Raw genomic sequence first — 24,668 nt, forward strand, 5'->3', positions numbered from 1 at the left:
ATAACGAGAAAGATAACGATAACGACCAGGATGACCGCGAGTGACCTTTACTGAAGCCGGTTTATGGGGTTGCGGAACTGTTGTCTACTTGTTGTATACTGCCAGGGAGAAAAACCGACCCCTGAGAGGAGGGAAGTAAAGAATGAGACTTCAGTGGATTTTCGGGCGGCTGGCGGCCGCCCTGCTGTTACTGGCGGTTCCGTTTTCGGCGCCAGAGGCTGCCGAAACGGTGGACGGGCAGACAGCCGCCCTCGAGGAGAAAGTCCTCCAGGCGGGAACGCTCGAGGAGAAGGTTCGGGAACATACTTTTGCCAATGGTTTGAAGCTGCTGGTGGTGGAAAGGCCTTCAGCGCCTATTTTTACCGCATATTTGACCGTCGGTGTGGGCGGGGTGGATGAAGCCAGTTCCATGCGAGGCATGGCCCATTTCCTGGAACATCTGAGATTCAAGGGAACCCGGACCATCGGCACCACCGACTTCGCCAAGGAAAAACCGCTGCTTGACAGTATCGAGGAAGCGGGAGAAGCCCTCGACCGCATGCGGCTGCGCAAGGATGCCGACCCGGCTCAAATCGCGGAACTGGAAAAACGTCTGGACGAACTGCAGGAGCGGCACCGGCGTTTCGTCATCAAGGACGAGTTCGCCGGCATCTATGCCCGCCACGGCGGGGTCGGCTACAATGCTTTCACCAGCAAGGACCTGACCTCCTATCTCATCTCACTGCCGGCCAACAAACTCGAACTCTGGGCCGCCATCGAGTCCGACCGGATGAAGAATGCGGTGCTGCGGGAATTCTATACCGAACGGGACGTGGTCATGGAGGAGCGTCGTCGCTCCTACGACACCAATCCCGACGGACTGCTCTACGAAAACCTTATCGCCACGGCTTTTACTGTTCACCCGTACCGCAACCCGGTTATCGGCTGGCCTTCCGATATTGCCAATCTGACTCCCGACGAGGCCCACTGGTTCATGGAGAACTACTATATGCCCACCAATACAGTCATCGCCATTGTGGGGGCGGTGGATTTCGACAAGGTGGTCTCGGTGGTCGGAAAGTATTTCGGGGATATACCTCCCGGCACCTCGGTGCCGGAGGTGACGGCCGTGGAACCACCGCAACGGGGGGAGAAGCGGATTCATGTCCGGTTCGATTCGGAACCGAAACTGGCCATGGCTTTTCACAAACCGACCCTGCCGGAGAGAGCCGATTATGTGTTTGACGTCATCGACCAGTTGCTGGCCCAGGGTCGAACGTCCCGCCTGTACCAGTCGCTGGTTATCGACAAACAACTGGCCACATCCGTGTCCGCCTACGGCGCTCCCGGCTTTCGCTATCCCAACCTTTTCGTCATCAACGCCGTTCCCCGCCATCCCCATACCACCGGGGAGGTCGAAGCGGCCATTACGGAAGAATTGCAAAAACTTGCCGAAGAGCCTGTAACCGAAGAGGAACTGGCCCGGGTCCGCAACCGTTTGCAGGTCGAGCGTCTGCGGCTGCTCAAGAGCAACGATGGTCTGGCCGGTCAGTTGACCTTCTACGAGAGCGTGGCCGGCGACTGGCGTTACCTGGTCGATTATGACAAGCAGATCGCTACGGTAACCCCGTCGGAGATCATGCAGGTGGCCCGGCGTTATCTGACGCCGGCCAACCGCACCGTGGCCACCGTCGGCAATCAGGAGGGATGACCGATGCGAAAACTTTTTTTCCTCTTCATCTGCTTTTTTCTGCCGATCGCCTGGGTGTCATCGTCGCTGGCGCTGAATCCGAGAGCGTATGATGGGCCTCCGCTGGTCTTCGACCTGCCCGGGGTGGAGCGGGTCACCCTGCCCAATGGCATCCGTCTCTATCTGAAAGAGGACCATGAATTGCCCTTGGTGGAGGTCACCGCCATGATCGGTGCCGGCACCATCGGCGATCCCGCGGACAAGACGGGGCTCGGCCGGCTTTATGCCGCCCTTTTGCAGACCGGCGGCGCGGGTAATCTGTCTCCAGCCGATTTCGATGCCGAACTGGACCGTCTGGCTATCGATCTGGCGATCGGCGCCGACAGTTACGCTACGACCGCGGGGATGTCGATGCAGGCTTCCGATCTGCAGCGGGGGCTGGGACTGCTGGCGTCCGTTTTCCGTCAGCCCCGGTTCGATCCGCAACGGCTGGAGCTCGCCCGCCGTCAGCTGGTGGAGCAGATCCGGCGGCAGGACGATGATCCCGGCTTTGTCGCCAACCGGACCCTGCGCGAGGCTCTTTACGGCGACCATCCCCTGGGCCGCACACCGACGGTCGAAACCGCCGGTGCGGTGACTCGCGAAGATCTTCTCGATTTCCACCAACGGTTCAGCAGGCCCAATAACCTCTGGCTCGGCGTTTCCGGAGATTTCGATCGTGAACAGCTGATGAAGCTGTTGGACGACCTATTCGGAACCTGGCCTTCGGGGAATTTCGTCCAGCAAAAGATTCCTCCCCTGCCGCCGGCATCATCACCGGCGATCTATCCGGTGGTGAAGGACCTTCCGCAAACGACCCTTCTGCTTGGCGAAAGAGGCATTGACAAGGACAATCCGGATCTCTATGCGCTGCGGGTGATGAACTTCATCCTCGGCGGGGGAGGATTCAATTCCCGGTTGATGCGCGAGGTGCGCTCCAACCGGGGGCTGGCCTACTCGGTTTTCTCCTACTACGACATCGGCCGCCGTTTGCCGGGGCTGTTCATTGCTGGTACCGAGACCAAGACAGCCTCCGTTCCGGAGGTTGTCGATCTCATGCGCAGCCTCATGCAGCAGATGACCGAACGGCCGGTTTCCAATGAAGAACTCCGGCTGGCCAAGGAAAGCCTGATCAACTCCTTCGTTTTCGCTTTCGAAGATACCCACGAAATCGTCTCCCAGACCATGCGTCTCGATTTTTACGATTATCCCCCCGACTATCTGGAACGCTACCGCGACCGGGTGGCTGATGTGACCGTACCTCAGGTTCTGGATGTCGCACGCCGTTATCTCGATCCCCGGCAGCAGGTGATCGTTCTGGTCGGGGAACAGTTGGATTCCAGGCAGCTGGCGGAAGCTTTCGAACTGCCTGTTGCCCCCGGCAGAGATCTGGAGGATAAGGAAGAGCCGGAAAAGACGCGAAAGGCTGGATAACATTTCTGGTCATGTTATGTAACGATCGGGATCTTCCCGCGGGGGACACATGGACAATCCGAAAAAGAATCTGGACAGGATCAGGACTTTTTTTGCCGAGGAAATCTGGAATTACGATTCCAGCGAGTTGGGACGATGGCCAAAAATCTGGCTGCGTCTGGTGCAGGTCGTGTCCCTGGCCGTCAGGGATTTCTATTACGACAAATGTCTGTTGCGGGCCTCGGCCCTGACCTATACCACGCTCCTGTCCATCGTTCCCCTGCTTGCCCTGATGGTTGCCGTGCTGAAGGGGCTGGGCGTCCAGAACGTCATCGAGCCGCTTATTCTGGAACGGCTCGCCGGGGGGATGGACCAGGTTGTTGCCGCCATCTTCCGTTACATCGAAAACACCAATTTCGGGCGCCTTGGCTGGCTCGGACTGGTCTTTCTGGTGGTGTCGGTTCTGGCCCTGCTGTCCGGTATCGAGGAAAGTTTCAATCATATCTGGAGGGTCAAGGAAACCCGCACTCTGCTTCGCCGTTTTTCCGACTATTTCTCCGTCGTTCTGCTGGGGCCGATCCTGATTCTGGCGGCAGTCTCCATCAGCACAACCCTGCAGAGCCAGGTTCTGTTGCAGCGCCTGGTGGAAACCGCCTATGTGGGAGAGGCGATTGTGCTGATATTCAAACTGGTGCCCTTTCTGGTCATGTGGGCAGCCTTCATCTTTCTGTATCTGTTCATGCCCAACACCCGGGTCCGATTCCATGCCGCTCTGGTCGGAGGCGTCGTCGGCGGCACCATCTGGCAGCTCGTCCAGTGGGCCTACGTCCACTTCCAGTTCGGCGTGGCCAAGTACAACGCCATCTACGGAACGCTGGCCGCTCTGCCGGTCTTCATGATCTGGCTCTACATGTCCTGGGTCATCGTCCTGCTCGGACTGGAATTGACATACGCCGTGCAGAACGCTTCCACTTTACGTCAGGAACTGACCGATGGTCGGCTCAACTACGCCAGCCGGCAGCGGGTCGCCCTGACCATCCTGGTTCTGGTCGGCGAGGCTTTTTACCGGGGAAACCCTCCCTGGACCCGCATGCAGCTCTGCAATCAGCTGGGTCTGCCGGCCCGGCAGGTCACCGAACTTCTGGACGAGCTGCTGCACCTCGGGCTGCTGGTCGTGGTGCATGGCGAGAACGATGAGGACACGGGCTACCAGCCGGGCCGGCCCGCGGAAACCGTAGAAATGGAAAAGCTTTTGCAAAGCCTGCGCTTTTCCGGGGCCGACTGCCCGATCGATCCCGGTCTGCCGGCCGGGCAGGTGGTGGCCGAGGTGGAAAGGCAGCTGGAAGAGTCGGAGAAAAGCGTTTTTGACGGAATGACTCTGAAGGATTTGGTAATGAGGAGGGTTGAAGGCGGGAGGCAGAAGGGGTGAGGGGTGAGGAAAGCTCTTAATAGCCGATCCCGATCCCGATTTCGATTTCGATGAAATTTCGAGTTTCTTGACTTTCCTTTATCCGGCTTCTATTCTTAGCGGCAATGAAAGACATCTTCCTCGCAGACGCCCACCTCCTCGACCCCGCCGCCGGCAATTATCGCCGGCTGCTGGCGTTTTTGGCCGATCATCGGGGCAGTATCCGTCACCTGGTCATGCTGGGGGACATTTTCGATTTCTGGATCGGATACCGCCACACGGTATTCGCACCCTTCGTGCCTCTGCTCGAAGAGCTCCGCCGGCAGCGCGAAAGCGGAACCGAGCTGATATTCGTTGAGGGAAACCACGATTTTCACATGGGCCCTTTCTTCAGCGAAATCCTCCAATGCAGAATTCTGCCCGACGGCGGTGAACTGCTGCTCGACGACCGGAAGGTCTTCCTTGCCCATGGCGATCTGATCAATCCCCACGACCGCGGCTATCTCCTGCTGCGAAAGGTCCTCCGCAACCGCCTGACCCGAATGCTGCTTACCCTGGTCCCTCCCGACCTGGCCTGGTCGGTGGCCCGCCGGGCCAGCCGTTTAAGCAACTGCAAAAAAACCCGCCGCCAGCCCCGGCTTCCGGAAAAACTCCTGCTCCATTTTGCCGAAGAACGCTTCACCGAGGGATACGACGCCGTCATCACCGGGCATTTCCATGTGCCGCTTTTCCGGCAGACTGGCGACAAAACGCTCATCGCCCTCGGCGACTGGATCGATCAGGATTCCTACGCTGTTTTCGAACACGGAGCCTTTGCTTTGAGAAGAGCTTGAAGGTTTTCAATCGTAGCGTAACGTAATACACCCCCTCACTGTTCATTTCGCCAGCATCTCCATGAATTCATGGACCAAAGTTCTTTCCAGTCGGCCCCGATCCTCCAGCAGCTGAAGAATGATCTGGCCCCGATCCGCCGGAAAGCGGGTGGCGAGATTTTTGCGGAATTTTTCATGGAGCAGGGGGAGGCCCTCCCGCCGTCGTCGGCGGTGGCCGAGGGGATATTTGATTTCGATCTTTCCGGTCTGGTCGCCGTTGTTGAAGAAAACCTGCACCGCGTTGGCGATGGAGCGTTTTTCCGGGTCGAGGTAATCCGTGCTGTATCTCTTGTCCTCCACCACCTCCATCAAGTTGCGCAAGTGGTCTATGCGCGGGTCGGCGGCCGTGCGGTCCTGGTAGTGGTCTGCCGTCAGTTCGCCGAAGATGAGGGCAACGGCCGTCATATATTGCAGGCAGTGGTCGCGGTCCGCAGGATTGTAGAGCGGTCCGGTCTTGCTGATGATGCGCCTGGCCGCCTCCTGGGTGGTGATGACGATCCGGTCGATCTCATGCAGACGGTTTCTGATCTGGGGATGCAGCTCCAAGGCCGCCTCCACGGCAGTCTGGGCATGGAATTCGGCGGGAAAGGCGATCTTGAACAGGATGTTTTCCATCACGTAGGTGCCGTAGTGACGCTGGAAACGGAAGGATCTGCCGCCAAACAGCACGTCGTAGAAACCCCAGGTTTTGGCGGTGAGGGCAGCGGGATAGCCGGTTTCCCCCCTCAGGGTGAGCAGAGCCAGGCGCACTGCCCGGCTGGTGGCATCTCCGGCGGCCCAGGATTTACGTGAACCGGTGTTGGGCAGCTGGCGGTAGGTCCGCAGGCTGTGGCCGTCGATCCAAGCCTGGGAGACGGCATCGATCACCTGCTGCCTGGATCCGCCCAGCAGGGCCGTGACCACTGCAGCGGAGGCCACCTTGACCAGCACCACATGGTCCAGTCCGATCCGGTTAAAGGCGTTTTCCAGGGCGAGACAACCCTGGATTTCGTAGGCTTTGACCATGGCGGTCAAAACCTCTTTTATGGGCAGGCCCGCGGGTTTTCGTCGGCTGACGTAGTCGGCCGCGGCCAGAATGCCTCCCAGATTATCGGAAGGGTGTCCCCATTCGGCGGCCAGCCAGGTATCGTTGAAGTCGAGCCAGCGAATCAGGGTGCCGATGTCGAAGGCCGCCTTGACCGGATCGAGTACAAATGTGGTACCCGGAACCCGGCACCCGTTCGGAACTGTGCTGCCTTCAACCTCCGGCCCGAGCAGCTTGCCGCACTCCGGATAATTCAGGGCCAGGAAACAGCAGCCCAGGGAGTCCATCAGGCAGAGTCGGGCCGTCTCCCAGGCCTCCTCGCTGTCGATCCGGTAATTGAGGACGTAGTCGGCGATGTCGACCAGTTCCTGATCAGGTTGGGGGCGGATGTTGCTGGCGTCGGTGCGTTCGGTCACGGAAGGTCCTTTAAAAAATCTTCTTTATGAACTGTATCGACTGAATGGACTGAATGGACATCAGGTCCGTTGATCGATGGGCACGAAGGGCCGTGGGGCCGGGCCGACGTATTCGGCCGTGGGACGGATCAGCTTGTTGGCGGCGCGCTGCTCCATGATGTGGGCTGACCAGCCGGCGGTGCGGGCGAATACGAAAATCGGAGTGAACATCTCGGTGGGGATGCCGGAGATGTGGTAAACCGTGGCACTGTAGAAATCCAGATTGGGAAAAAGATTTTTTTCCCGCTTCATCACCTGCTCGATACGTTCGCTGACCTGGAAAAGGACTTTGTCGCCCGACTCGTCAGCCAGCTTTTCCGCCCAGAACTTGATGATTTCCGAGCGGGGATCGGCCTTCCGGTAGACCCGGTGGCCGAAGCCCATAATCTTTTCCTTGCGGCCAAGCATAGCCATGATGCCGTTTTCCGCATCTTCCGCGGATGTGAAGGGAGCGATGAGATTGAAGGCTTTCTCGTTGGCTCCGCCGTGGAGCGGTCCGCGCAGAGTGCCGATGGCGGAGGTGACCGCGGAGTAGAAGTCGGAAAGGGTCGAGGCGGTCACTCGGGCGGAAAAGGTGGATGCATTGAATTCGTGTTCCGCATAAAGAATCAGCGACACCTCCACGGCCCGGCGATGACTTTCCTCGGCAGGGGTACCATGCAGCAGGCGGAGGAAATGCCCGGCAAGACCCTCTTCCTCCGACACGGTGAGGATCCGCCTGCCGTCCTTGTGAAAATGATACCAGTAGGTCAGCATGGCGGGAAAAGTGGCCAGCAGCCGATCCGCTACCGAATCCTGAGGCCGCTCGGAGGTTTCCGGTTCCATGGTCCCCAGTGCGCTGCAGCCGGTGCGGAGTACATCCATGGGATGGGAACTGGCGGGCAGTTGCTCCAGAAGATTCCTCAGTCCCTCAGGCAGCCTTCTCAGTCCGACCAGCTTTCTGCGGTAGCTTTCCAGCTCCTGGCTGTTGGGCAGCTTGCCGTAGAGCAGAAGATAGGCAACCTCCTCGAAGGTTGCCCGGTCCGCCAGGTCGGTGATGGCATATCCCCTGTAGTTCAGGCCGAGGCCTTCCTTGCCGACAGTGCTGAGAACGGTGTCGCCGGCAATGATGCCGGCCAGGCCGGGACTCCGGGTCATTATTCCTTCTCCTTCGAAAAAAGCCGGTCCAGCTGTTCCTCCCGTGCATGGTAGTTCAGCAGTCGGTAGGCCTCTTCCCGGGTCTGCATGGTATGGACCAGGCCGCTTTGAGTGCCGTCCTCGCGAATGGCCCGATAAACCTTGAGGGCCGCCGCGCTCATGGCCCGGAAGGCGGACAGGGGATAGAGCGCCAGCGCGACGCCGGTGTCCGTCAACTCCTGGAGGGTAAACAGCGGCGTTTTGCCGAATTCGGTGAGATTGGCCAGGACAGGCAGTTCGATGGCATCGACGAACCGTCGATAGTGGTCAAGTTTGGCGAGAGCTTCGGGGAATATCATATCGGCTCCGGCCTCCCGGCACAGATGGGCCCGATCGATTGCCGATTCCAGTCCTTCGACGGAAAAAGCGTCGATTCTGGCCATGACGACGAAAGAGGGATCGGTCCGGGCATCCACCGCCGACTTGATGCGGTCCATCATCTCCAGGGCCGATACGATCTCCTTGCCTGGGCGATGGCCGCAGCGCTTGGCGGTCACCTGGTCTTCGATGTGAATGCCCGCAACTCCCGCGCGAATCATTTCCCTGACCGTGCGCGCAATAGTGAAGGGCGTTCCCCAGCCGGTATCGGCATCCACCAGCAAGGGGAGTTCAACGGCGGAAGTGATCCGCCGCGCATCTTCCAGCACCTCGGTCAGGGTGGTCATACCGAGGTCGGGCAAGCCGTGAGAGGCCGCGGCTACCCCCGCGCCGGACAGGTAAATGGCCCGAAAACCGGCTTCCCTGGCCAGGAGAGCGGCATAGGCATTGATGACTCCCGCCACCTGCAGGGGTTTTTCGGCGTCGAGCGCCGCGCGCAGTCGATTCCCGGGGGTGCAACAGTGGGGCATGGCGGTATCCTTTGATTTCCTTTTCATCTTATTAAAAAATAACGCATAAGAGCTGGGGGTCAAGGGGCAGGGGCGGTCCCGGGTTCGAGGTTCGAGGTTCAAGGCCCGAGGTCCGAGGTCCGAGCCTCGGCTCCGGTTTCCGGGACGGGGATTTTTGGATTCGGGACCGATGCTTTTATCTGGTATGATGCGAGGTAATCATCTGATTGAGGCAAACGGGGGGATCGAAGTAAATGGGATTGGCATCGGACATTGTCATCATCGTCGTGGCCGCGCTGCTTGGGGCCCTGGTGGCCCGACGGCTCAGGCAGCCTTTGATTCTTGGCTACATTCTGGCCGGGGTGCTGATCGGTCCCTACACCGGCGGCATCGCCGTCTCCGACATCCATCAGATCGAGCGCCTGGCTGAAATCGGAGTGGCACTGCTGCTGTTCGCACTGGGACTGGAGTTTTCCCTCAAGGAGTTGCGGCCGGTGCGGGCCATCGCCCTGCTCGGTACACCCATCCAGATCCTGCTCACCATCGGCTACGGTTACCTGCTGGGACAGTATCTTGGCTGGGCGCCGGTTCCCTCTCTGTGGCTGGGGGGCCTCTGCTCCCTGTCCAGTACCATGGTCATCCTGAAAACCCTCATGAGTCAGGGGCGCCTCGGCACCCTGTCCAGCAAGGTGATGATCGGCATGCTTCTGGTGCAGGACCTGGCAGTGGTGCCGCTGCTGATCCTGCTGCCGCAGATCAGCGACCCTGCCACCGGAGTGCCGGCTTTGGGGTTGGCCGTTGTCAAGTCGGCGGTGTTTCTTGGGCTCATGGTGCTTGTCGGCACCAAACTGCTCCCCCGTCTGTTGGGGATCGTGGCCGGTTGGCATTCTAGGGAGCTCTTCCTGCTGACCATCACCGCCATCGGTCTCGGTGTCGGGTACGCCACCTACCTGGTCGGCCTGTCTTTCGCTTTTGGCGCTTTTGTCGCCGGCCTGGTCATGAGCGAATCCGATTACGGCCACCAGGCCCTGAGCGATATTATTCCTCTGCGGGATCTGTTCGGACTGCTTTTTTTCACCTCCGTGGGGATGTTGCTGAACCCTCAATTCCTGTTGGAAAACTGGGTGGCGGTCCTACTGCTGGTGCTGATGGTCGGGCTCGGCAAGGGGGGGATGATGGCCCTTCTGGCAAAGCTTTTCGGCTACGGCAATGTCGTGCCCCTGGCGGTCGGGCTCGGCATGTTTCAGATCGGGGAATTCTCCTTTGTGCTCGGCCAGGTCGCCTATGCGCGGGGAGTCTTCGATGTGGAGGCGCATTCCTTTGTCATTTCGGCCGCCATCATCAGCATGGCCGTCACCCCGGTGATAGCCGGCCTGACGGCTCCCATTTACCGTCTGTACCGGCGTTTCAGTTCTCAGGAACCCCTGGAAACCCTGAATCTTCCCGCAAGTGGTCTGGATGACCACATCGTCATAGCCGGAGGCGGCCGGGTCGGGCAGCATATCGCCCGGCTGCTGCGGGAGATCGAGGTTCCCTTCGTGCTCGTGGAAGCCGACTACCGCCGCCTGCAGGATGCGAAAGCGGCGGGGTTTCCCTGCATCTACGGTGATGCCAGCCAGCCCACCGTGCTGGAGGCGGCCAGAATCGAGAATGCCCGACAGTTGCTGATCACCCTTCCCGCCATTGTACCGGCCCAGGCCCTGGTCCGTCATGTCCGCCAGGTTCGCCCCGACCTGCCCATCGTCGCCCGCTGTGAAGGGCAGGAACAGATGGAAGCCCTGCACCGTCTGGGGGTATATATCGTGATTCTTCCCGAATTCGAGGCCGGATTGGAAATCGCCCGGCAGGCCCTGCTGGAATTAAGGATTCCGGCTTCGGTCATCCAGCGTTATTCCGATACCATCCGTCGCGAACTCTACCATCCCATATCGGAGGCACGGGAGGATTACCAGGAACTGCATCAGCTCAAGGTCGCCAAGGACCTGCTGGAACTCGGCTGGGCGCGTTTCTGCGAAACCAGCCCGATGGTCGGCCACAGCATCCGCGAGCTCGAGATTCGCAACAGGGCCGGCACATCCATTGTCGGTGTGCTGAGAGACGGGGCTTTCCATGCCAATCCGGCACCCGATTTCCGGTTTGCGTCGGGGGATCTGGTCGCGATTATCGGCAATGCCCCCCAGCGGGCCGCCTTTGACCAGATGCTGGCCTGCGGGCTGGAACAGGGCAAAACCTTTAAAGGATAGCCAGCAGCCTCCCCAAGGGATGAATTTCATGGCGGTCGCTGTCGGTAGCGGAGCCGGGGGCGAAATAGTCTTTTCGATATCGTCCTCGAGGCAATATTCGGACGCTCTGTTCCCTGAAAAATTGTCCCTAATGGCGGTTCGGGACCGTCCGGGCTGCGTCTCCTGCCGGAATTATGCCGGTCGTCAGGAGAAGCTGCGTGTCATCCTGCTTGACCAGTCCGATTCCCGGACAGTAAGTCCTGGTCGAGCGACGCCCCGGGTCCAGGCCGTCGGTTTCCCTCACCTCAACACATCCGGTAAAGGTTCCGAAAGGAACAGTGACCTCCAGCCCCATGGCATCGTGGTGAGCGCTGCTCAGCACGACCCCCGGCGCCTGTTCCCGCCGATATCTGGATCCGAGCAGAAAAGCCCCCCCCGGGAAGGCGAGCCCGGGCAGGGCATCATCCCTAGCCGCCAGCCAGGAGCCTTCGGTGCTTGTGCTTCCGTCAGCCAGAATGGTCTGGACCGATGCCCCGAAGTGGTAGACATCCTGGGTTTCGCGGCACTCGGCGTAGTAATCACTTCTGGTCTCCACCATCTGGCCGTCGACGCTTTTTTCGGTTACGACAACGCGGGCATTGATCGGCATCGCCAACCCTTCAATCTGTAAAGGGATGTCAAGGGTCTGGTCCAGCACCGAGACGTCCATTTCCTCCAGCGAAGCGCATTCTCCTGAATTAAAGCATTCGAGGTTGCTGTACTTCCATGTCCGGCCGGGAGTGATGTCGAAAAACGCATTGCTCCCGTGGCTGCGGAAATTACAGTCCCGGATTGGGAATTGATCGGTGAATTCGTTCTGCTCCTGCGCGACCGGATTAATTCGTCCCCAGGGCAGGAAGAACAGCAGCAGCAGAACGGTGAACAGGGTGATGAGCTGCTTGTCCATGCTTGGTATCTTCATCTCTTTGCCTTTTTCTGAGATATGGTTTTTGAAGGCCGGCTAATTTAGCATAACTACTATCTCGGGGGGAGCTCCTGTCAACCGGAACGGGGAATTATTTCCGGTGACCAGCAGGCTGCCGGTCCAATAGGACCGTCATTAGGCCTTGCATGGGGAAGAGGTTTATGGTAGATGGCATAAACTGTCGGGATCGCGGGACTATTTGCCTGTACCCTCCCTGTTCTCCCGGCTGATTTACTCATCTGAACAACAAGAAAGGATAGAAGCGATGTGGTACTATTACAGCCCTCTCGGCACATTTACCATTGCCCCGAACGGTGCGGGCGGTTACAACCTGTGGATCGACACCGACCAGTTGCAGACCTATATTGGCCCGGAGGCCGCCGTCGAAGCGGTACGTCTTCATAAAACCGGCTTCAAGGCCTGGGACGAGCGGGCCGATGTGGAAGCTCCCGCCAGTTTGAGTCTCTGGATCAAAGTCAAGTAACTCCGGTAAAAGCTCCGATCCTTGCATCCTACTCCGCAGCTTCAGTTTACGGACTTATGCTTGTCTTGACTGAGCCTCCCGGCGGAGTCATGCTTGAAACAGAGAGAGTTGCAGCCCCCGTGGATATCGGAGGAAAAAATGAAGGGCGGCCGGAAAAAGATACAGACCCATGGCGAAGATATTCTTTTGCTGATATCGATTCTTCCCGCCGAGCTTCAGGGGGTTCTGCTCGGGATGGAGCTCGAGCGGCTCATCGAAGTGGTGATGGATCTGGGGAGGATTCCTGAAGCCCGTTTTGCGGACAGGGTGGAGCAGCTTTCAGAGAATCCGGTTCATGCCGAAGAACTCGCCCACGTCACAGCCCAGCTCGGGGAGTTCGGTGACGACAACCGGGCCGGGATCGAGCGGACCCTCCATCGTATTTCCGCCATCCGCAATCGAAAAGGGCAGATCGTCGGTCTGACCCTTCGGGTCGGCCGGGCCGTATTCGGCAGCATCGATCTGCTGCGTGATCTGGTGGAGACAGGACAGAGCATACTCATCCTCGGCCGGCCGGGCGTCGGCAAGACCACCAAGCTGCGGGAAATGGCGCGGGTGCTGGCCGACGACCTGGACAAGCGGGTGATCGTCATCGACACGTCCAACGAGATCGCCGGCGACGGCGATATTCCCCACCCCGGGATTGGAAGAGCCCGCAGAATGCAGGTGGCCCGGGTTTCCCGACAGCACGCGGTGATGATCGAGGCGGTGGAGAACCACATGCCGGAGGCCATCATCGTCGACGAAATAGGGACCGAAGCCGAAGCGGTCGCGGCCCGAACCATCGCCGAACGGGGTGTGCAGCTCATCGGTACCGCTCACGGCAACTCCCTCGAAAACCTGATCAAAAATCCCACCCTGTCCGACCTTGTGGGCGGGGTGCAGGTGGTGACCCTGAGTGACGAGGAGGCTCGGCGACGGCGTACCGCCAAGACGGTCAGTGAACGCAGGGCTCTCCCCACTTTCGACATCGTGGTGGAGATGGTGGATCGGGAAGAGGTGATCGTGCATCCGGATACGGCGGCCGCGGTGGATCGCCTGCTGCGGGGCATGAGTCCGGGCGGGGAACGGCGGGAAAAGGCCGGTGACGGTCAGATCCATGTGCAGGCGGAGGAGGAAGAGGCGCCGGGCCTGTCCATCAGCGTGCCGGGCGGCGACGATCAGGTGCCCCGCGGGCCGGTGCGTATCTACCCCTACGCCCTGTCCAGAGACCTGCTGGAGCGGGTGATCCGGAGCCTGCGGCTGAATGCCCGCACGGTCGGCGGTCCGGAACAGTCCGACCTGATCATCGCCCTCCGCTCCCGCAATGAAGACCGCCGCCTGCGCCGGATGACGGAGGTGAGCGGAGTGCCCATCCATTATATCAAGCGGAACACCGCCAACGAGATGCGCCGTTTGCTGGAGCGGGTTTTCTACGTCATGGACGGGATCGAGGGGGAGGAGGTGCAGGACATGGTTGCGGAAACCGAGGATGCCATCCGGCGGGCTCTTGCCGAGGGGGTCGAAGTGGAACTGACACCCCGCCCCGCCTCCCTGCGCAAGATGCAGCACCGCCTCATTGCCGGCCGGGGCCTGTTGGCGGAGAGCACCGGACGGGAACCGCAGAGGCGCCTTGTGATCCGGATCGGGGGGGAGGAGGAGTAATGCCAATCATCGCGGTTCAGTCCTACCTGCAAAACCATTTCGATCGTTTCGTTGCCGAACTTACGACCTGGCTGAAGATCCCGAGCGTCAGCACCTCTGCCGACCATGCCGTAGACCTGCAGCGAGCGGCGGCCTGGGCGCAGGCCAAATTGGAGGACATCGGATTTCCCCAGGTTGTAACGGTTGCGACGGCGGGTCATCCTCTGGTTTACGCCGAATGGCTGGACCGTCCCGGCCAGCCGACCCTGCTGATCTACGGCCACTACGACGTGCAGCCGGCCGGGCCGCTGCAGGCCTGGACCAGTCCGCCCTTCGAGCCGGTGATCCGGGACGGCAACATCTATGCCCGGGGAGCTGTGGACGACAAGGGACAGGTCATGCTGGTGCTCGCGGCGCTGGAGGCCTGGTCCCGGGAGACGGGAGGTCTGCCCGTCAATGTCAAGGTTCTCCTCGAGGGGGAGGAGGAGATCGGCGGCGAGTCGATCGAAGCCTGGATGCGGACCGAATCCGGCAGGCTGCAGGCCGACGCCGCGCTGATCTGCGATACTCACATGGTGGCCGAAAACAGGCCCAGCCTGATCACCGGACTGCGGGGCATCCTTTATACGGAAATTACGGTTTTCGGAGCCGCCAGGGATCTTCACTCCGGCAGCTATGGCGGCGTGGCGCCCAATCCGATCCACGGGCTGTGTCTGCTGCTGAGCCGGCTCAAAGGGGAGGACGGAGCAATCCATATTCCCGAACTCGCCGCGGCCCTGCAGCCGCCTTCATCGGAGGAAAAGGCGTTTTGGGAGGCCGATCCTCTGAATCTGGCTGCCGCCCTGCGAGCGGAGATGGGAGTGGACATCCTGGTGGGGGAGACGGCCTATCCACCTCTGGAACGGATCGGGGCCCGGCCGACCCTGGAGGTGCACGGCATCCGGGGGGGATTCGTCGACAAGGGAGTGAAGACGGTCATACCGGCACAGGCGACGGCCAAGGTCAGTCTGCGCCTGCCGGCCGGATTGAAGCCGGAGCAGGTTTTCACCTGGCTGGAAAAAGCGGTTCGTGTTCATCTCCCGGCCGGCCATAGGGTCGAGGTCGTTCGGATGAGTGGTGGAGAAGGCGTGCTCGTTTCGCCCGACAATCCATTTCTCAGGGCTGCCGCCGCCTCCATCCAAAGCGTATACCGGGAACCGCCAGTGTTTTTGCGGGAAGGAGGGTCAATCCCTGTTGCCGCCCTGTTCGACCAGGTTCTGCAGGTACCCGTCGTGCTGATGGGCTTCGGACTGCCGGACGACGGCCCCCACGGACCCGACGAGAAACTCAGTCTGGCCCAATTCGAGAAAGGCATGGCCACCGTTGCCGAATTTCTGGGCAGATTACGTCAATAAGGCTTTTCACCGTCCTTGAAGTCCCTTGTGTCCTTTATGTCCCTCGAACCACCTACTCAGATTCCGGAAAGCAAAGAGGGTAATCCGCGCAGTCGCCGCAGTTCGGGGATTTGCACATCACCCCGCCGTTGAGGTCGCAGACCTGTTTGAAGAGGTAGCGCTTCCAGCGCATGTTCTGGCTGTTGGCGTCGGCCAGGGAGGGGAGGTGGCGGCGGATGGCCGCACTCAACTCGGGCCGTTCGAACAGGCCCATGGCCACCCAGAGGTGTCCAGGATGAGCGGCCCGGGCGGCGAGAATGTGCGACAGGCGTCGCGCGTCGGCCCGGGGACAACCGCCCGCATCCGAGGGCACATGGGATAGAAGAATGGCCAGAACCTCAGGGTTGACTTCCGGCGGCGACTGCCGGGTGGAAGGGGGGCAACCTTGCAGCAAATTCCTGTCGGCGGCGGGAAACCAGTCGCGGAGGAGCCCGTTCAGGTCTTCGGGCGAGAGGCCGAGAGCCTCGGCGGTATCGAAGGGTTCAGTGGCCGCCACCGCCAGCAGGCAGGCAAACAGATGACGATCCTCCTCTCTGGCCCCCGGGGGGGCCGGTCCATCCATCAGAGCGCGATAGAGAGGATCTTCCTTGTTCACCCGCGGACCGTGGTCCGCCATCCGCGGCTGAAAGTTCTGATGAACGGTACCGGACCCATTCAGGGCGGATGCCAAAGCCGCCTGCAACGCCTCCACAGCCAGATCGGCACAGTAGCTTCGCTCCTCGGGCAGCCCCTGCAGAAGGGCATCCACCCGGGAGGCATCGATGGTCAGAGCCTCTTCCACCGACCTGTTCGTGGTCAGTTCAGCAGCCGCGGCGCAGGCGGCTACGGAGAATCCACAGCCGAAAACCTGAAATCGGGCTTCGCTGACACGGCGGCCTTCGATTCTCAGAGCGAAGCGCACCCCGATCCGCCGCCCGGCTTCCCCCTCGCCCAATCCCACCTCGCCGACCCCGTCGGCATCGGGAAGCTCCCCCGAAAAACGGTTGTCTGAGGCATATCGCAGAATGGTTTCCGTGTAACCGGTCATCGCAATGTCCTTCTCTTCCAGTGTCTTTTCCTCAAAGGGGCGTCAGTGGTTCTCCTTTGCCGCCTCCTCGGCCGCATTGGCCACCTCGCACAGGAAATAGGCGCTCCCTTCGTACAGCTGATCATTTTTCAACTGATTGCCGACGATCTCCCAGCAGGGGAAACCACGGAGGACCAGACCCTTATGGCATCGATGAGCGAGGGATTCGCAGTGGAAATTGCCGACGATAAGGTCGTATTCGTCCCGCGCGTTTTCGGCATCCTCCAGATCCCCGACCAGGACACGGTCGGCGGGAAGACCTTTCAGCTGGGGCGAGTCGACGGTAGAGATGGCCAGGGTCGTTCGGCCCCCCGCTTCCGCCAGGGCGCGGCAGGCTCCGGCCAAGAAATCGGGCTCTCCCACGACAAGCAGGCGGGTTTTGCCGAGGGCGAAGTGGCTGTCGAGAAGGGTATCCTGCAACCGCTTGCGCCAGCGGATGATGCTGTCATGGGGCCGCTCCTGGCCGGTTTCAGCCATCAGTGCCGCTACCAGATTGTCGGCGGCTTCCAGACCCTGCAGGTGGGGGAAGTGGAGGTGCCGCATGCCCGGATTTTTGGAAAGCAGGGCCGCCGCGCTCGGCTTCATCGACTCGCCGACCGACAGAACCAGATTTGCGTCGGCCAGTGTCCGGATCTCCTCGACGGTGATGCCGCCGCTGCTCAGGGCACTCTGCTTCTCCCCCAGGTGACCGTCAAGGGAGGTGGAGAGATCGGGGAGGGCCAGGACCCGGAAACCGAATCGCCCGATGAACTCCTTGATGCGTTCCACTTCGATCGGTTGCAGACTTACGTGGGGCAGCAGCACTGCTTTGTCCCGGCAGACGGTGGTACAGGGTTCCGCCAGCTGCTCGATCAGAGCCCGGGTGGTCTTGCCCCATCCGCTTTCCAGACCGCCATCGTAATCGGTGGTGTGGACGTAGACCAGGGGGAAATCCACCTGCCTGGCCACACCGCCGATGTCGTCCCCCTTGGTTTCGGTCAGTCCGGTGGTGTGCAGGCCGATAAGGCTTGGCGATACCTTGGCGGTGATGTTTTTCACGGCCTCAACAATTCCGGCATCGCCGCCGTCCAGGACAGCCGTGACGTCGGTGACGGCCGTGGTCTGAATGGCGATCGGCTCACAGAAATGCCGGGTCAGAAAAACCTTGGTAAAGGAGGTGCAGCCCATGCCGCCGTGCATGAGCGGCATACAGCGGTCCACGCCGAGAAAGGCGAGGGCCGCGCCCATCGGCTGAGTCAGGCGGATCGGGTTGACCTGCAGCGGTTTGACCGGCTTGTTCATCACTTCTCCCATGGCGCCCTCCTGCCGACGTTTCTGAACACCGGATTCTGCAAGGCCAGTTTGAGGTCCTCGGCGAGGTTGAGCAGGCCGGCATACCCGCCGTAGCTCTTTTTCTTTTCCTGGTTGACGTCGGCGAAGGCGATCTTCTTCTTGATGGCGGTGAAGAGGCTGCGGCCGCCGGCCAGCAGCAGGTCGGCGCCGGTCTCATCGATGATGCGGGCCTGCTCCTGAGCCGGATTGGTCATCAGGATGCCATTCTCCCCCAGGTACTGGCGGGCTTTTTCTTTGTCCTCCTCCGTCGCCTTGCGAACCGAGGTGGCCACCACCTCGATGCCGAGATCCTGCAGGGCCGAAGCGATCGACCAGGATTTGTTGCCGCCTGTGTTGAGAACCGCTTTCCTGCCTTGGAAAATGTCCCGGTAGGGGGCGAGCTTCTCATCCAGCAAGGCTTCCTCGCGGGCGATGATCTCCCGGGTCCTGCCGATCAGGTTTTCATCGCCAAGGGCCTCGGCGATGGCCAGGATCCCGGCGCTGGTGTCCCGTTTGCCGTAGAAGGAGACGGAGATGAAGGGGGTGCCGTAACGTTCCTTCAGCTTGCGTGTCAGGCTGACCAGAGACTTGGCGCAGACCAGAACGTTGAGCTTGGCCCGGTGGGCGGTGCGGATCCTTTCCACCCGGCCGTCTCCGCTGAGAGTGGAGAGCACCCGGATGCCGAGTTCCTCCAGAAGGGGTGTGTACTGCCACATGTCGCCGGTGACGTTGTAGTCGCCGATCAGATTGATGTCGCAGGGGGTCGTGAATTCCGGTTCGAGGGTGCCGATCAGATGAGTCAGCACCGCCTCCCCGCCCAGGCGGCTGCCGAGATTCTTGCTTCCGGCGATCCCCGGTGCATGAACAGGCACCACGGGAATCTGGTGGGTTTCCTCGGCCTTGCGGCAGATCGCATCGATGTCATCGCCGATCATGGCGGTGACGCAGGTGCTGTAGACGAAGATTGCCCGGGGGGCGTAATGTTCGACGATATAGGCGATGGCTTCTCGCAGTTTCTCCTCGCCGCCGAAAACGACGTCGTTGCCGGAAATGCCGGTCGTGAACCCCATCTGGGTCAGGTCACGGCCCGGCCAGCTGGTTCTGGTCAGCCGTGTCTCCCAGGAGGCGCCGAGACAGGTATTGGGTCCGTGGACCAGGTGAGCGGCATCGGCGTAGGGGAACAGGGAGATCTGGGCACCTTCGAAAGCACAGCCGCCGGTGGTGGCGCCGGGAACCGGGGCGTTGCAGGCGCTCTTTCTGGTCTGATTATGGGAGCAGGAGCTTTCGTCGAGCAGTTCGCGGATTTTCGGTTTCTGTGCCAAAGCCTGACTCCTTTCACAAAGGGTTGGGCAAGCTTTGTCACGTCGTTGGGACTGAAGCTTACAGGAAAGGGATAAGCAAGAGGCTTGCCATACGGCTTAAATACCCGGAATCGCGTCATGAAAGACCGTCTTTGCCTGGACAGGTGCAAGGAAAAAAGCCGGGTCTGCATGAATTTTGTGCAGTTTCTTTCGCCTCACTCCTCACCCCTCACCCCTCACCCCTCACCAAAAAACCCCTTGCAATCCCCCGTCATTTTTATTAATTTCCCGGACCGTTGTGCCGGAATCCGCAGGTTTTCCCATCGTTTTGCTGAAGTCCCTGTCACAACCCTCATCGATCTGAATCCCAATCAGCAGAAGGACCCCTATTTCATGAAATCTCATGTCAGACAGTATTGCCATGTCGACCATCCCCACACCTGGGTCAAATATCACAAAAGCCTGTGCCGGAACTGTCGGGCAACCTGCTGCTCTCTGCCGGTCGAGGTGACTGTAGACGACCTGGTGCGAATGGAGCTGATCGATCCCTTTGCAGCAGAGGAACCCGCCAGAGAGATTGCGAAAAAACTGCGTAAGGCAGGGTTTATCGATCACTTCAACTTTCGCAGTGAAGTGTTCACTCTGGCCCGCCGGGCCAATGACGATTGTCTCTTTCTTGACCAGAAAACCCGACTTTGCACCATCTACCAGAAACGACCGGCCACCTGCCGGAATCATCCACAAATCGGTCCCCGCCCGGGATTCTGCGCCTATCAGGAAAAAAGTTAGAAACGGGGGTGCATGGATTTGCCAAGTTCGAAGTCAAATTGCCTCTTGCAAATCCTGCTTTTCTGCACTTAAATTTTGAATAAGTTTGTGCTGGAGGAAGAAACCCGTTGCCATCCTCACAGGTATAAAGGACTGACTTGTCCCATGTTCCTCTCCGATTCCCCGCCCGGGGAGACCATCAGAGAAATCCGCCTGTTGTGGACCGAAGGGGTGGACAAGGACGTCATCTTTTTTTTGCGGGACCGTCTGCCCGGCATTTTCAGCTTGCGGGTCACGGGAGAGAAGCGCTTCGAACCGGATTTCGATGCCTGCAGGGAGAGATCCTGCCAGTTTGATTCACACCTTTTTCTGCAGCAGTTGCCGCTTCGCAAGCCGGCCCAAAGCCTGCTGCTGGCCGTTACTGTGGCGGACCTGTTCGCCCCTGGAATGAACTATGTATTCGGCAGCGCCGATCCCCGAACCGGCTGTGCGGTCATATCTCTGGCCCGTCTGGTGCCTGCCGCTTCCAGAATGTTGCTGCTGCGTCGGGCCCTGGTCGAAGCGGTGCATGAAATCGGGCATCTGCTCGGTCTCGGCCATTGCCGCAAGACCGGTTGCGTCATGCATTTCTCCAGTTGTCTGTCAGATACCGACCGCAAACAGCCCGCTTTTTGCCCTCACTGCCGAAAGGTGCTGCAGCGGGAATAGGGCCAAACAGATTATTTTCCTTGTTTAATGGTCCAGTGGGTATTATTTTAGGTGCTATTGACATCTAGCCCGACAGAACCGTGGATTCAGATCTCAATTTCCCGAGTCAGAACCGCGTCTGCCAGTTTTTTAATTTTTTCCCTTTCGGATGAAGGGGGCCCACCATTGACAGGGAGGAAAGAATGAGTCTGATGCTTCAGAAGAAGTTGCATGATCTGCTTGTGGATGAGGCCCAGTCCCGGCGAGTCTCCGAGGTCCGGCTTGGATTGGGTTACTCCGCCGTTCAACTCGACGATGGTGCGGCCGGTCTGGCCTGGACCCCGCCATTGAAAGGCTGCGGCTGCACTCATCTGAGCTTTGCAGGTACCCTGGGCGGCCGTCCGGCTTCGGAGCTTCTGAATATGCTGACGGACGAAGGGGCCTTGACCCGGACCATTGGGGTGGCGACGGCCAACGCCCTGTTGGCGGGGAACCCGCGCCCTGATGCGACTACCAGGGAAGCTCTATCACTGTTGAATATCACGCCAAAGGACCATGTGGTCATGATCGGCTATTTCGGCCCGCTGGTCAAAAACCTGCGGGAGATCGGTTGCCGGCTGGAAATTGTAGAAATCAACCCGGAACGACCGGCCGACCTGAATGCCGAGCAGGGAATGAAGGCCCTGGCCGCCTGTGATATCGCCATTGTCACCGGAACCAGTCTCATTACCGGTACCATTGACGGTCTTCTCGACGCCATGGGCAGTCCCCGCGGTGCGGTTCTTCTTGGACCCTCCGCGCCGCTGCTGCCGGAGCTTTTCGTCGGAACTCCCATGACCCAGATTTCCGGGGCGCGGGTGCGCGATGCCGGCGGAGTGCTGAGGGTTGTCTCCGAGGGAGGCGGTACCCCCCTTCTCAAGCACCACGTCGTTTTTGAATCCCTGTTGTTGAACGCCTGATCTGGACCGGCCAGCTTTTTTCGGCGCAGATTCATGCCTGAGTCCGAGCCTTGCTTTCGAGTGAAAGCCAGTCTCAACCGGTGAATCTTCGAAAAACATGCCCGATCGCACAAAATGATCCCGGCTTTGCTTTAAGGTCTGGAAAAGCCTGTTATTATTCAACATATAGGAACCGCTGAACGGATCCGCGTAAAGGTCGGTGTTGTCGTCCCTCAGGATTGTATACGGGAGATGGGCTGCGGCCGAAAAGGGATTTCGAATCTGGTCAGGGATTCACAGGGTTTGGGCTGGGACAAGGAGAAAAAAATGTCGGGACAAGCACTAAAAGAGCAATTGAATCTGTTTGCGGACGTGGTGGCGAATCTGGTGATGATGGAGACAGCCCGAAGCGCCTTCAACCGCCAAAATCGTCACGATTTGGCCGAACTGGAACGTTATCAGGGCATCGCCCGGGAGGAAATCGCCCTCGCCTCGGAGCGTATTGACGCCCACATGATGAAAAGCCACAAGGAAGGGAAGACGCCCCTGATCAAGCTGTTCAGCGTTCTCAGCCACCTGGAAATGATCGTCGAGGCGATGAACGAAGCGATTCCACCGCTGAAAAAACAGATCAGGGAGGGCATCCCCTTTTCCCGTAAAGCCATGGATCAGGCGAACAAACTATTCGATGGGCAGATCGAGATTCTGCGGACCCTGGTCGATATCTTCAAGACCGACAACGAGGTTCTGAAAAAATTGATCCTCGAGGAAAAGGCTCCCCAGCTCAGCCACCTGAGTATCGATTTTGCCACCGCTCATGAAGCCCGTCTGGTGGAGGGCCTCTGTCTGCCCCATGCGGCTCCCATTTTCCTGGCCCTGATCGATGTCGTGCGGACCATGAGCCGTCACGAAATGGATGTGGTCCAGTTGTTGATGCATGAGCATAAGGTGGAGCAAAAATAAGGCCGCTACTTGGTTGTTTTTTGACTGGGCACCAGGACGATCTGGATCCGGCGGTTCTGGGCCCGGCCCTTGACGGTTTTGTTTTCCGCCACGGGGCGATAGGGGCCATACCCGCAGGCCGTCAAACGTTCACCGGCAATGCCGACCTCGCTCTGGAGAAAGCGCACCACATTGCTGGCCCTCGCCGTGGAAAGCTCCCAGTTGGAAGGAAAGGTGCTTTTCAGCCGGGGACTGATCGGCACATTGTCGGTATGGCCTTCCACCCGGATATCCTTATCGGTTGTGCCTTTGAGGATATCGCCGACACGGCGAAGGATCTGTATGCCTGCCGGCTTGACTTCCGCCTCTCCCGAATCGAAAAGGATGCGTTCCACCAGATTGACGGTCAGCTGGTTCTGCAGCTCTGAGATGGTGATCTCACCCCGCTGAATTTCCGCTTCCATCTTTTCGACCAGTTCATTGTAGGTGTTATTCATTTGAGCCAGGCGGGCCTGGCGGGCAAGCCGTTCCTCTTCCAGACGGTCATTCAGGTCCCGTTTCTCCTGTTCAAGACGGTCAACCGTTTGGCGCATTTCGCTGAGGGCTGCCCCGGCCTCGGCGCTGCGGGCGCTGAGCACGCTTTCCAGCCTCTCTATGTCAGCCGCCGCACGCAGCTGATCCTTGCGCAGGGCAGCGTTTTCACGGGTCGCCGCCTCAAGTTGCTGGCTGATTTCATCGTATCTTTCGGCGAGCTGTTTCTGTTGTTCCATGGCCTGGCGATAATCGGTTTCCAGCCCGGCGACGGCGGCTTCCAGATTGCGGACTTCGTCGGTTCTGCGTTGATATTCGGTCTTGCTCACGCAGCCGGAAATCAGCAGCGCCGGCAGCAGGAATGCGGGCATCAGGACATTTCGAAACATCATCGATCTCCTTGTCGGGCGGGGCTGACCTGCGGTTGCCGCAAGTCTTTCTGCAGACGGACCCAAAACATAAGTTGTCCGATTTTCTCGCAAAATTGGCGAAAATGTAAAGGGAAATAGTTTTCATAGCGCCGGCTTTTCGGTTGCGGGGGGTTTGGCGGGCATGCTATAAAAACCTTGTTTTAGCATGTTGCTTCAACGTTCCATCCGACCGTTTTTTCTGGAGACCCCATGTTCGAAACCGATCGCATCATCCGCAACGCCCTTCAGGAAGACATCGGCCTCGGTGACGTGACCACTCTGGCCACAATCGAGGCTGGGACGGTCAGTCGCGCGGAACTGGTGGCCAAGGAAGATTTCATGCTGGCCGGCATCGATGTCGCTGCAAGGGTTTTTGCCCTTCTCGATCCATCCGTGGCTTTCGAAAAGCTGCGGGAAGACGGGTTCGCCGTCCAGCGGGGCGAGGTTCTGGCCTGGCTGAAAGGGGATGCCCGAGCCCTCCTGCAGGGTGAAAGGGTCGCTCTCAACCTGCTGCAACGGATGAGCGGAATTTCGACTCTGACCGCGGCTTTCGCCAAAAAAATCGAGGGTCTCGGTGCCGCTGTGGTCGATACCCGCAAGACGACTCCCGGCCTGCGGGCCCTGGAAAAATATGCCGTGCGGATGGGGGGAGGGCGCAATCACCGCACCTCCCTATATGACGGAGTCCTGATCAAGGAGAACCATGTTGCGGCAGCCGGCGGCATTGCCACCGCTGTGGCGAGAGCCCGGCAGCACGCACCTCATACTCTGCGCATCGAAGTGGAAACCCGCAATCTGATGGAAGTGTCGGAGGCGCTGGCCGCCGGGGCGGACGTTATCATGCTCGATAATATGGATCTTGAGACATTGCGTGAGGCGGTTCGGATGATCGACGGCCGCGCCCTGACCGAAGCCTCCGGCGGAGTCAATCTGGAAACCGTTCGGGACATTGCCGAAACCGGTGTCGATCTGATCTCCGTCGGTGCCCTGACCCATTCGGCCCGCGCTGTGGACATATCGATGTTGTTCCGGTAATTGCACTTGCTTCTTCGGGGCCGGCGTCGGT

At 59.6% G+C, this 24,668-nt stretch carries 21 protein-coding genes; 13 read left to right on the forward strand and 8 right to left on the reverse strand.

Going from position 1 to position 24,668, the window contains the following annotated elements:
• Positions 1 to 142 precede the first annotated feature (142 nt).
• From R2940_11495 to R2940_11510, 4 genes are all read left to right on the forward strand, one after another.
• Positions 143 to 1,690 (forward strand): pitrilysin family protein, encoded by a 1,548-nt coding sequence (locus R2940_11495; GenBank protein MEZ4600400.1) that lies wholly within the window; start codon positions 143 to 145, stop codon positions 1,688 to 1,690.
• Positions 1,691 to 1,693: 3 nt separating this feature from the next.
• Positions 1,694 to 3,142: a pitrilysin family protein gene (locus tag R2940_11500; protein ID MEZ4600401.1), complete on the forward strand. Its 1,449-nt coding sequence runs from the start codon at positions 1,694 to 1,696 to the stop codon at positions 3,140 to 3,142.
• A gap of 49 nt (positions 3,143 to 3,191) precedes the next feature.
• Positions 3,192 to 4,550, forward strand: a complete 1,359-nt coding sequence (locus R2940_11505) for a YihY/virulence factor BrkB family protein (protein ID MEZ4600402.1) — start codon at positions 3,192 to 3,194, stop codon at positions 4,548 to 4,550.
• 104 nt (positions 4,551 to 4,654) lie between these two features.
• Positions 4,655 to 5,362 (forward strand): UDP-2,3-diacylglucosamine diphosphatase, encoded by a 708-nt coding sequence (locus tag R2940_11510; protein ID MEZ4600403.1) that lies wholly within the window; start codon positions 4,655 to 4,657, stop codon positions 5,360 to 5,362.
• 42 nt (positions 5,363 to 5,404) lie between these two features.
• Here the strand turns inward: R2940_11510 and R2940_11515 are convergent, their stop codons facing one another.
• Genes R2940_11515 through prpB form a run of 3 tightly spaced genes read right to left on the reverse strand, consistent with a single transcriptional unit; the run spans position 5,405 to position 8,904 of the window.
• Complete coding sequence (locus tag R2940_11515) at positions 5,405 to 6,841, reverse strand: bifunctional 2-methylcitrate dehydratase/aconitate hydratase (GenBank protein MEZ4600404.1); 1,437 nt, start codon at positions 6,839 to 6,841, stop codon at positions 5,405 to 5,407.
• A 60-nt stretch (positions 6,842 to 6,901) separates the two neighbouring features.
• Complete coding sequence (gene prpC / locus R2940_11520; GenBank protein MEZ4600405.1) at positions 6,902 to 8,017, reverse strand: 2-methylcitrate synthase; 1,116 nt, start codon at positions 8,015 to 8,017, stop codon at positions 6,902 to 6,904.
• Positions 8,017 to 8,904 (reverse strand): methylisocitrate lyase, encoded by an 888-nt coding sequence (prpB, locus tag R2940_11525; protein MEZ4600406.1) that lies wholly within the window; start codon positions 8,902 to 8,904, stop codon positions 8,017 to 8,019. The genes prpC and prpB overlap by 1 nt, the downstream gene beginning before the upstream one ends.
• Positions 8,905 to 9,137: 233 nt before the next feature.
• On the opposite strand from prpB, the gene R2940_11530 reads away from it, so the two are divergent.
• Positions 9,138 to 11,126: a cation:proton antiporter gene (locus R2940_11530; GenBank protein ID MEZ4600407.1), complete on the forward strand. Its 1,989-nt coding sequence runs from the start codon at positions 9,138 to 9,140 to the stop codon at positions 11,124 to 11,126.
• Positions 11,127 to 11,253: 127 nt separating this feature from the next.
• Here R2940_11530 and R2940_11535 read toward each other — a convergent pair whose 3' ends face one another.
• Positions 11,254 to 12,066, reverse strand: coding sequence for a hypothetical protein (locus R2940_11535; GenBank protein ID MEZ4600408.1), 813 nt, complete (start codon positions 12,064 to 12,066; stop codon positions 11,254 to 11,256).
• A gap of 268 nt (positions 12,067 to 12,334) precedes the next feature.
• On the opposite strand from R2940_11535, the gene R2940_11540 reads away from it, so the two are divergent.
• The 3 genes from R2940_11540 (at position 12,335) to R2940_11550 (ending at position 15,609) form a co-directional block, all read left to right on the forward strand.
• Positions 12,335 to 12,553 carry a hypothetical protein gene (locus R2940_11540; protein MEZ4600409.1) on the forward strand — a complete coding sequence of 73 codons (219 nt, stop codon included), beginning with the start codon at positions 12,335 to 12,337 and terminating at the stop codon, positions 12,551 to 12,553.
• A gap of 138 nt (positions 12,554 to 12,691) precedes the next feature.
• Positions 12,692 to 14,236 carry a R3H domain-containing nucleic acid-binding protein gene (locus R2940_11545; GenBank protein MEZ4600410.1) on the forward strand — a complete coding sequence of 515 codons (1,545 nt, stop codon included), beginning with the start codon at positions 12,692 to 12,694 and terminating at the stop codon, positions 14,234 to 14,236.
• A complete protein-coding gene (locus tag R2940_11550; GenBank protein MEZ4600411.1) occupies positions 14,236 to 15,609 on the forward strand; it encodes a dipeptidase in 1,374 nt (457 codons plus the stop codon). Before R2940_11545 ends, R2940_11550 begins: the two co-directional genes overlap by 1 nt.
• A gap of 52 nt (positions 15,610 to 15,661) precedes the next feature.
• Here R2940_11550 and R2940_11555 read toward each other — a convergent pair whose 3' ends face one another.
• Genes R2940_11555 through nifE form a run of 3 tightly spaced genes read right to left on the reverse strand, consistent with a single transcriptional unit; the run spans position 15,662 to position 19,347 of the window.
• Complete coding sequence (locus tag R2940_11555; GenBank protein MEZ4600412.1) at positions 15,662 to 16,675, reverse strand: nitrogen fixation protein NifQ; 1,014 nt, start codon at positions 16,673 to 16,675, stop codon at positions 15,662 to 15,664.
• Positions 16,676 to 16,717: 42 nt separating this feature from the next.
• The gene (nifN, locus tag R2940_11560; protein MEZ4600413.1) at positions 16,718 to 18,007 is read right to left on the reverse strand and encodes a nitrogenase iron-molybdenum cofactor biosynthesis protein NifN; all 1,290 of its coding nucleotides are present in this window, start codon (positions 18,005 to 18,007) and stop codon (positions 16,718 to 16,720) included.
• The gene (gene nifE / locus R2940_11565) at positions 17,995 to 19,347 is read right to left on the reverse strand and encodes a nitrogenase iron-molybdenum cofactor biosynthesis protein NifE (GenBank protein MEZ4600414.1); all 1,353 of its coding nucleotides are present in this window, start codon (positions 19,345 to 19,347) and stop codon (positions 17,995 to 17,997) included. The genes nifN and nifE overlap by 13 nt, the downstream gene beginning before the upstream one ends.
• A gap of 117 nt (positions 19,348 to 19,464) precedes the next feature.
• On the opposite strand from nifE, the gene R2940_11570 reads away from it, so the two are divergent.
• The 4 genes from R2940_11570 (at position 19,465) to R2940_11585 (ending at position 22,682) form a co-directional block, all read left to right on the forward strand.
• On the forward strand, positions 19,465 to 20,115 hold the full coding sequence (locus tag R2940_11570; GenBank protein ID MEZ4600415.1) for a YkgJ family cysteine cluster protein: 651 nt from the start codon (positions 19,465 to 19,467) through the stop codon (positions 20,113 to 20,115).
• 144 nt (positions 20,116 to 20,259) lie between these two features.
• The gene (locus R2940_11575; protein ID MEZ4600416.1) at positions 20,260 to 20,802 is read left to right on the forward strand and encodes an archaemetzincin; all 543 of its coding nucleotides are present in this window, start codon (positions 20,260 to 20,262) and stop codon (positions 20,800 to 20,802) included.
• A 182-nt stretch (positions 20,803 to 20,984) separates the two neighbouring features.
• Positions 20,985 to 21,740, forward strand: coding sequence for a DUF364 domain-containing protein (locus R2940_11580; GenBank protein MEZ4600417.1), 756 nt, complete (start codon positions 20,985 to 20,987; stop codon positions 21,738 to 21,740).
• Between the two features lie 306 nt (positions 21,741 to 22,046).
• On the forward strand, positions 22,047 to 22,682 hold the full coding sequence (locus R2940_11585) for a hypothetical protein (GenBank protein ID MEZ4600418.1): 636 nt from the start codon (positions 22,047 to 22,049) through the stop codon (positions 22,680 to 22,682).
• Between the two features lie 5 nt (positions 22,683 to 22,687).
• On the opposite strand, the gene R2940_11590 is transcribed toward R2940_11585, so the two are convergent.
• Entirely contained in the window at positions 22,688 to 23,584 is an 897-nt protein-coding gene (locus R2940_11590) for an OmpA family protein (GenBank protein MEZ4600419.1), read from the reverse strand.
• 228 nt (positions 23,585 to 23,812) lie between these two features.
• Here R2940_11590 and nadC point away from each other — a divergent pair, with 228 nt between their 5' ends.
• Positions 23,813 to 24,637 (forward strand): carboxylating nicotinate-nucleotide diphosphorylase, encoded by an 825-nt coding sequence (gene nadC, locus R2940_11595; protein ID MEZ4600420.1) that lies wholly within the window; start codon positions 23,813 to 23,815, stop codon positions 24,635 to 24,637.
• Positions 24,638 to 24,668 lie beyond the last annotated feature (31 nt).

The sequence above is a fragment of the Syntrophotaleaceae bacterium genome, from assembly GCA_041390365.1.
Lineage (GTDB): Bacteria > Desulfobacterota > Desulfuromonadia > Desulfuromonadales > Syntrophotaleaceae > JAWKQB01.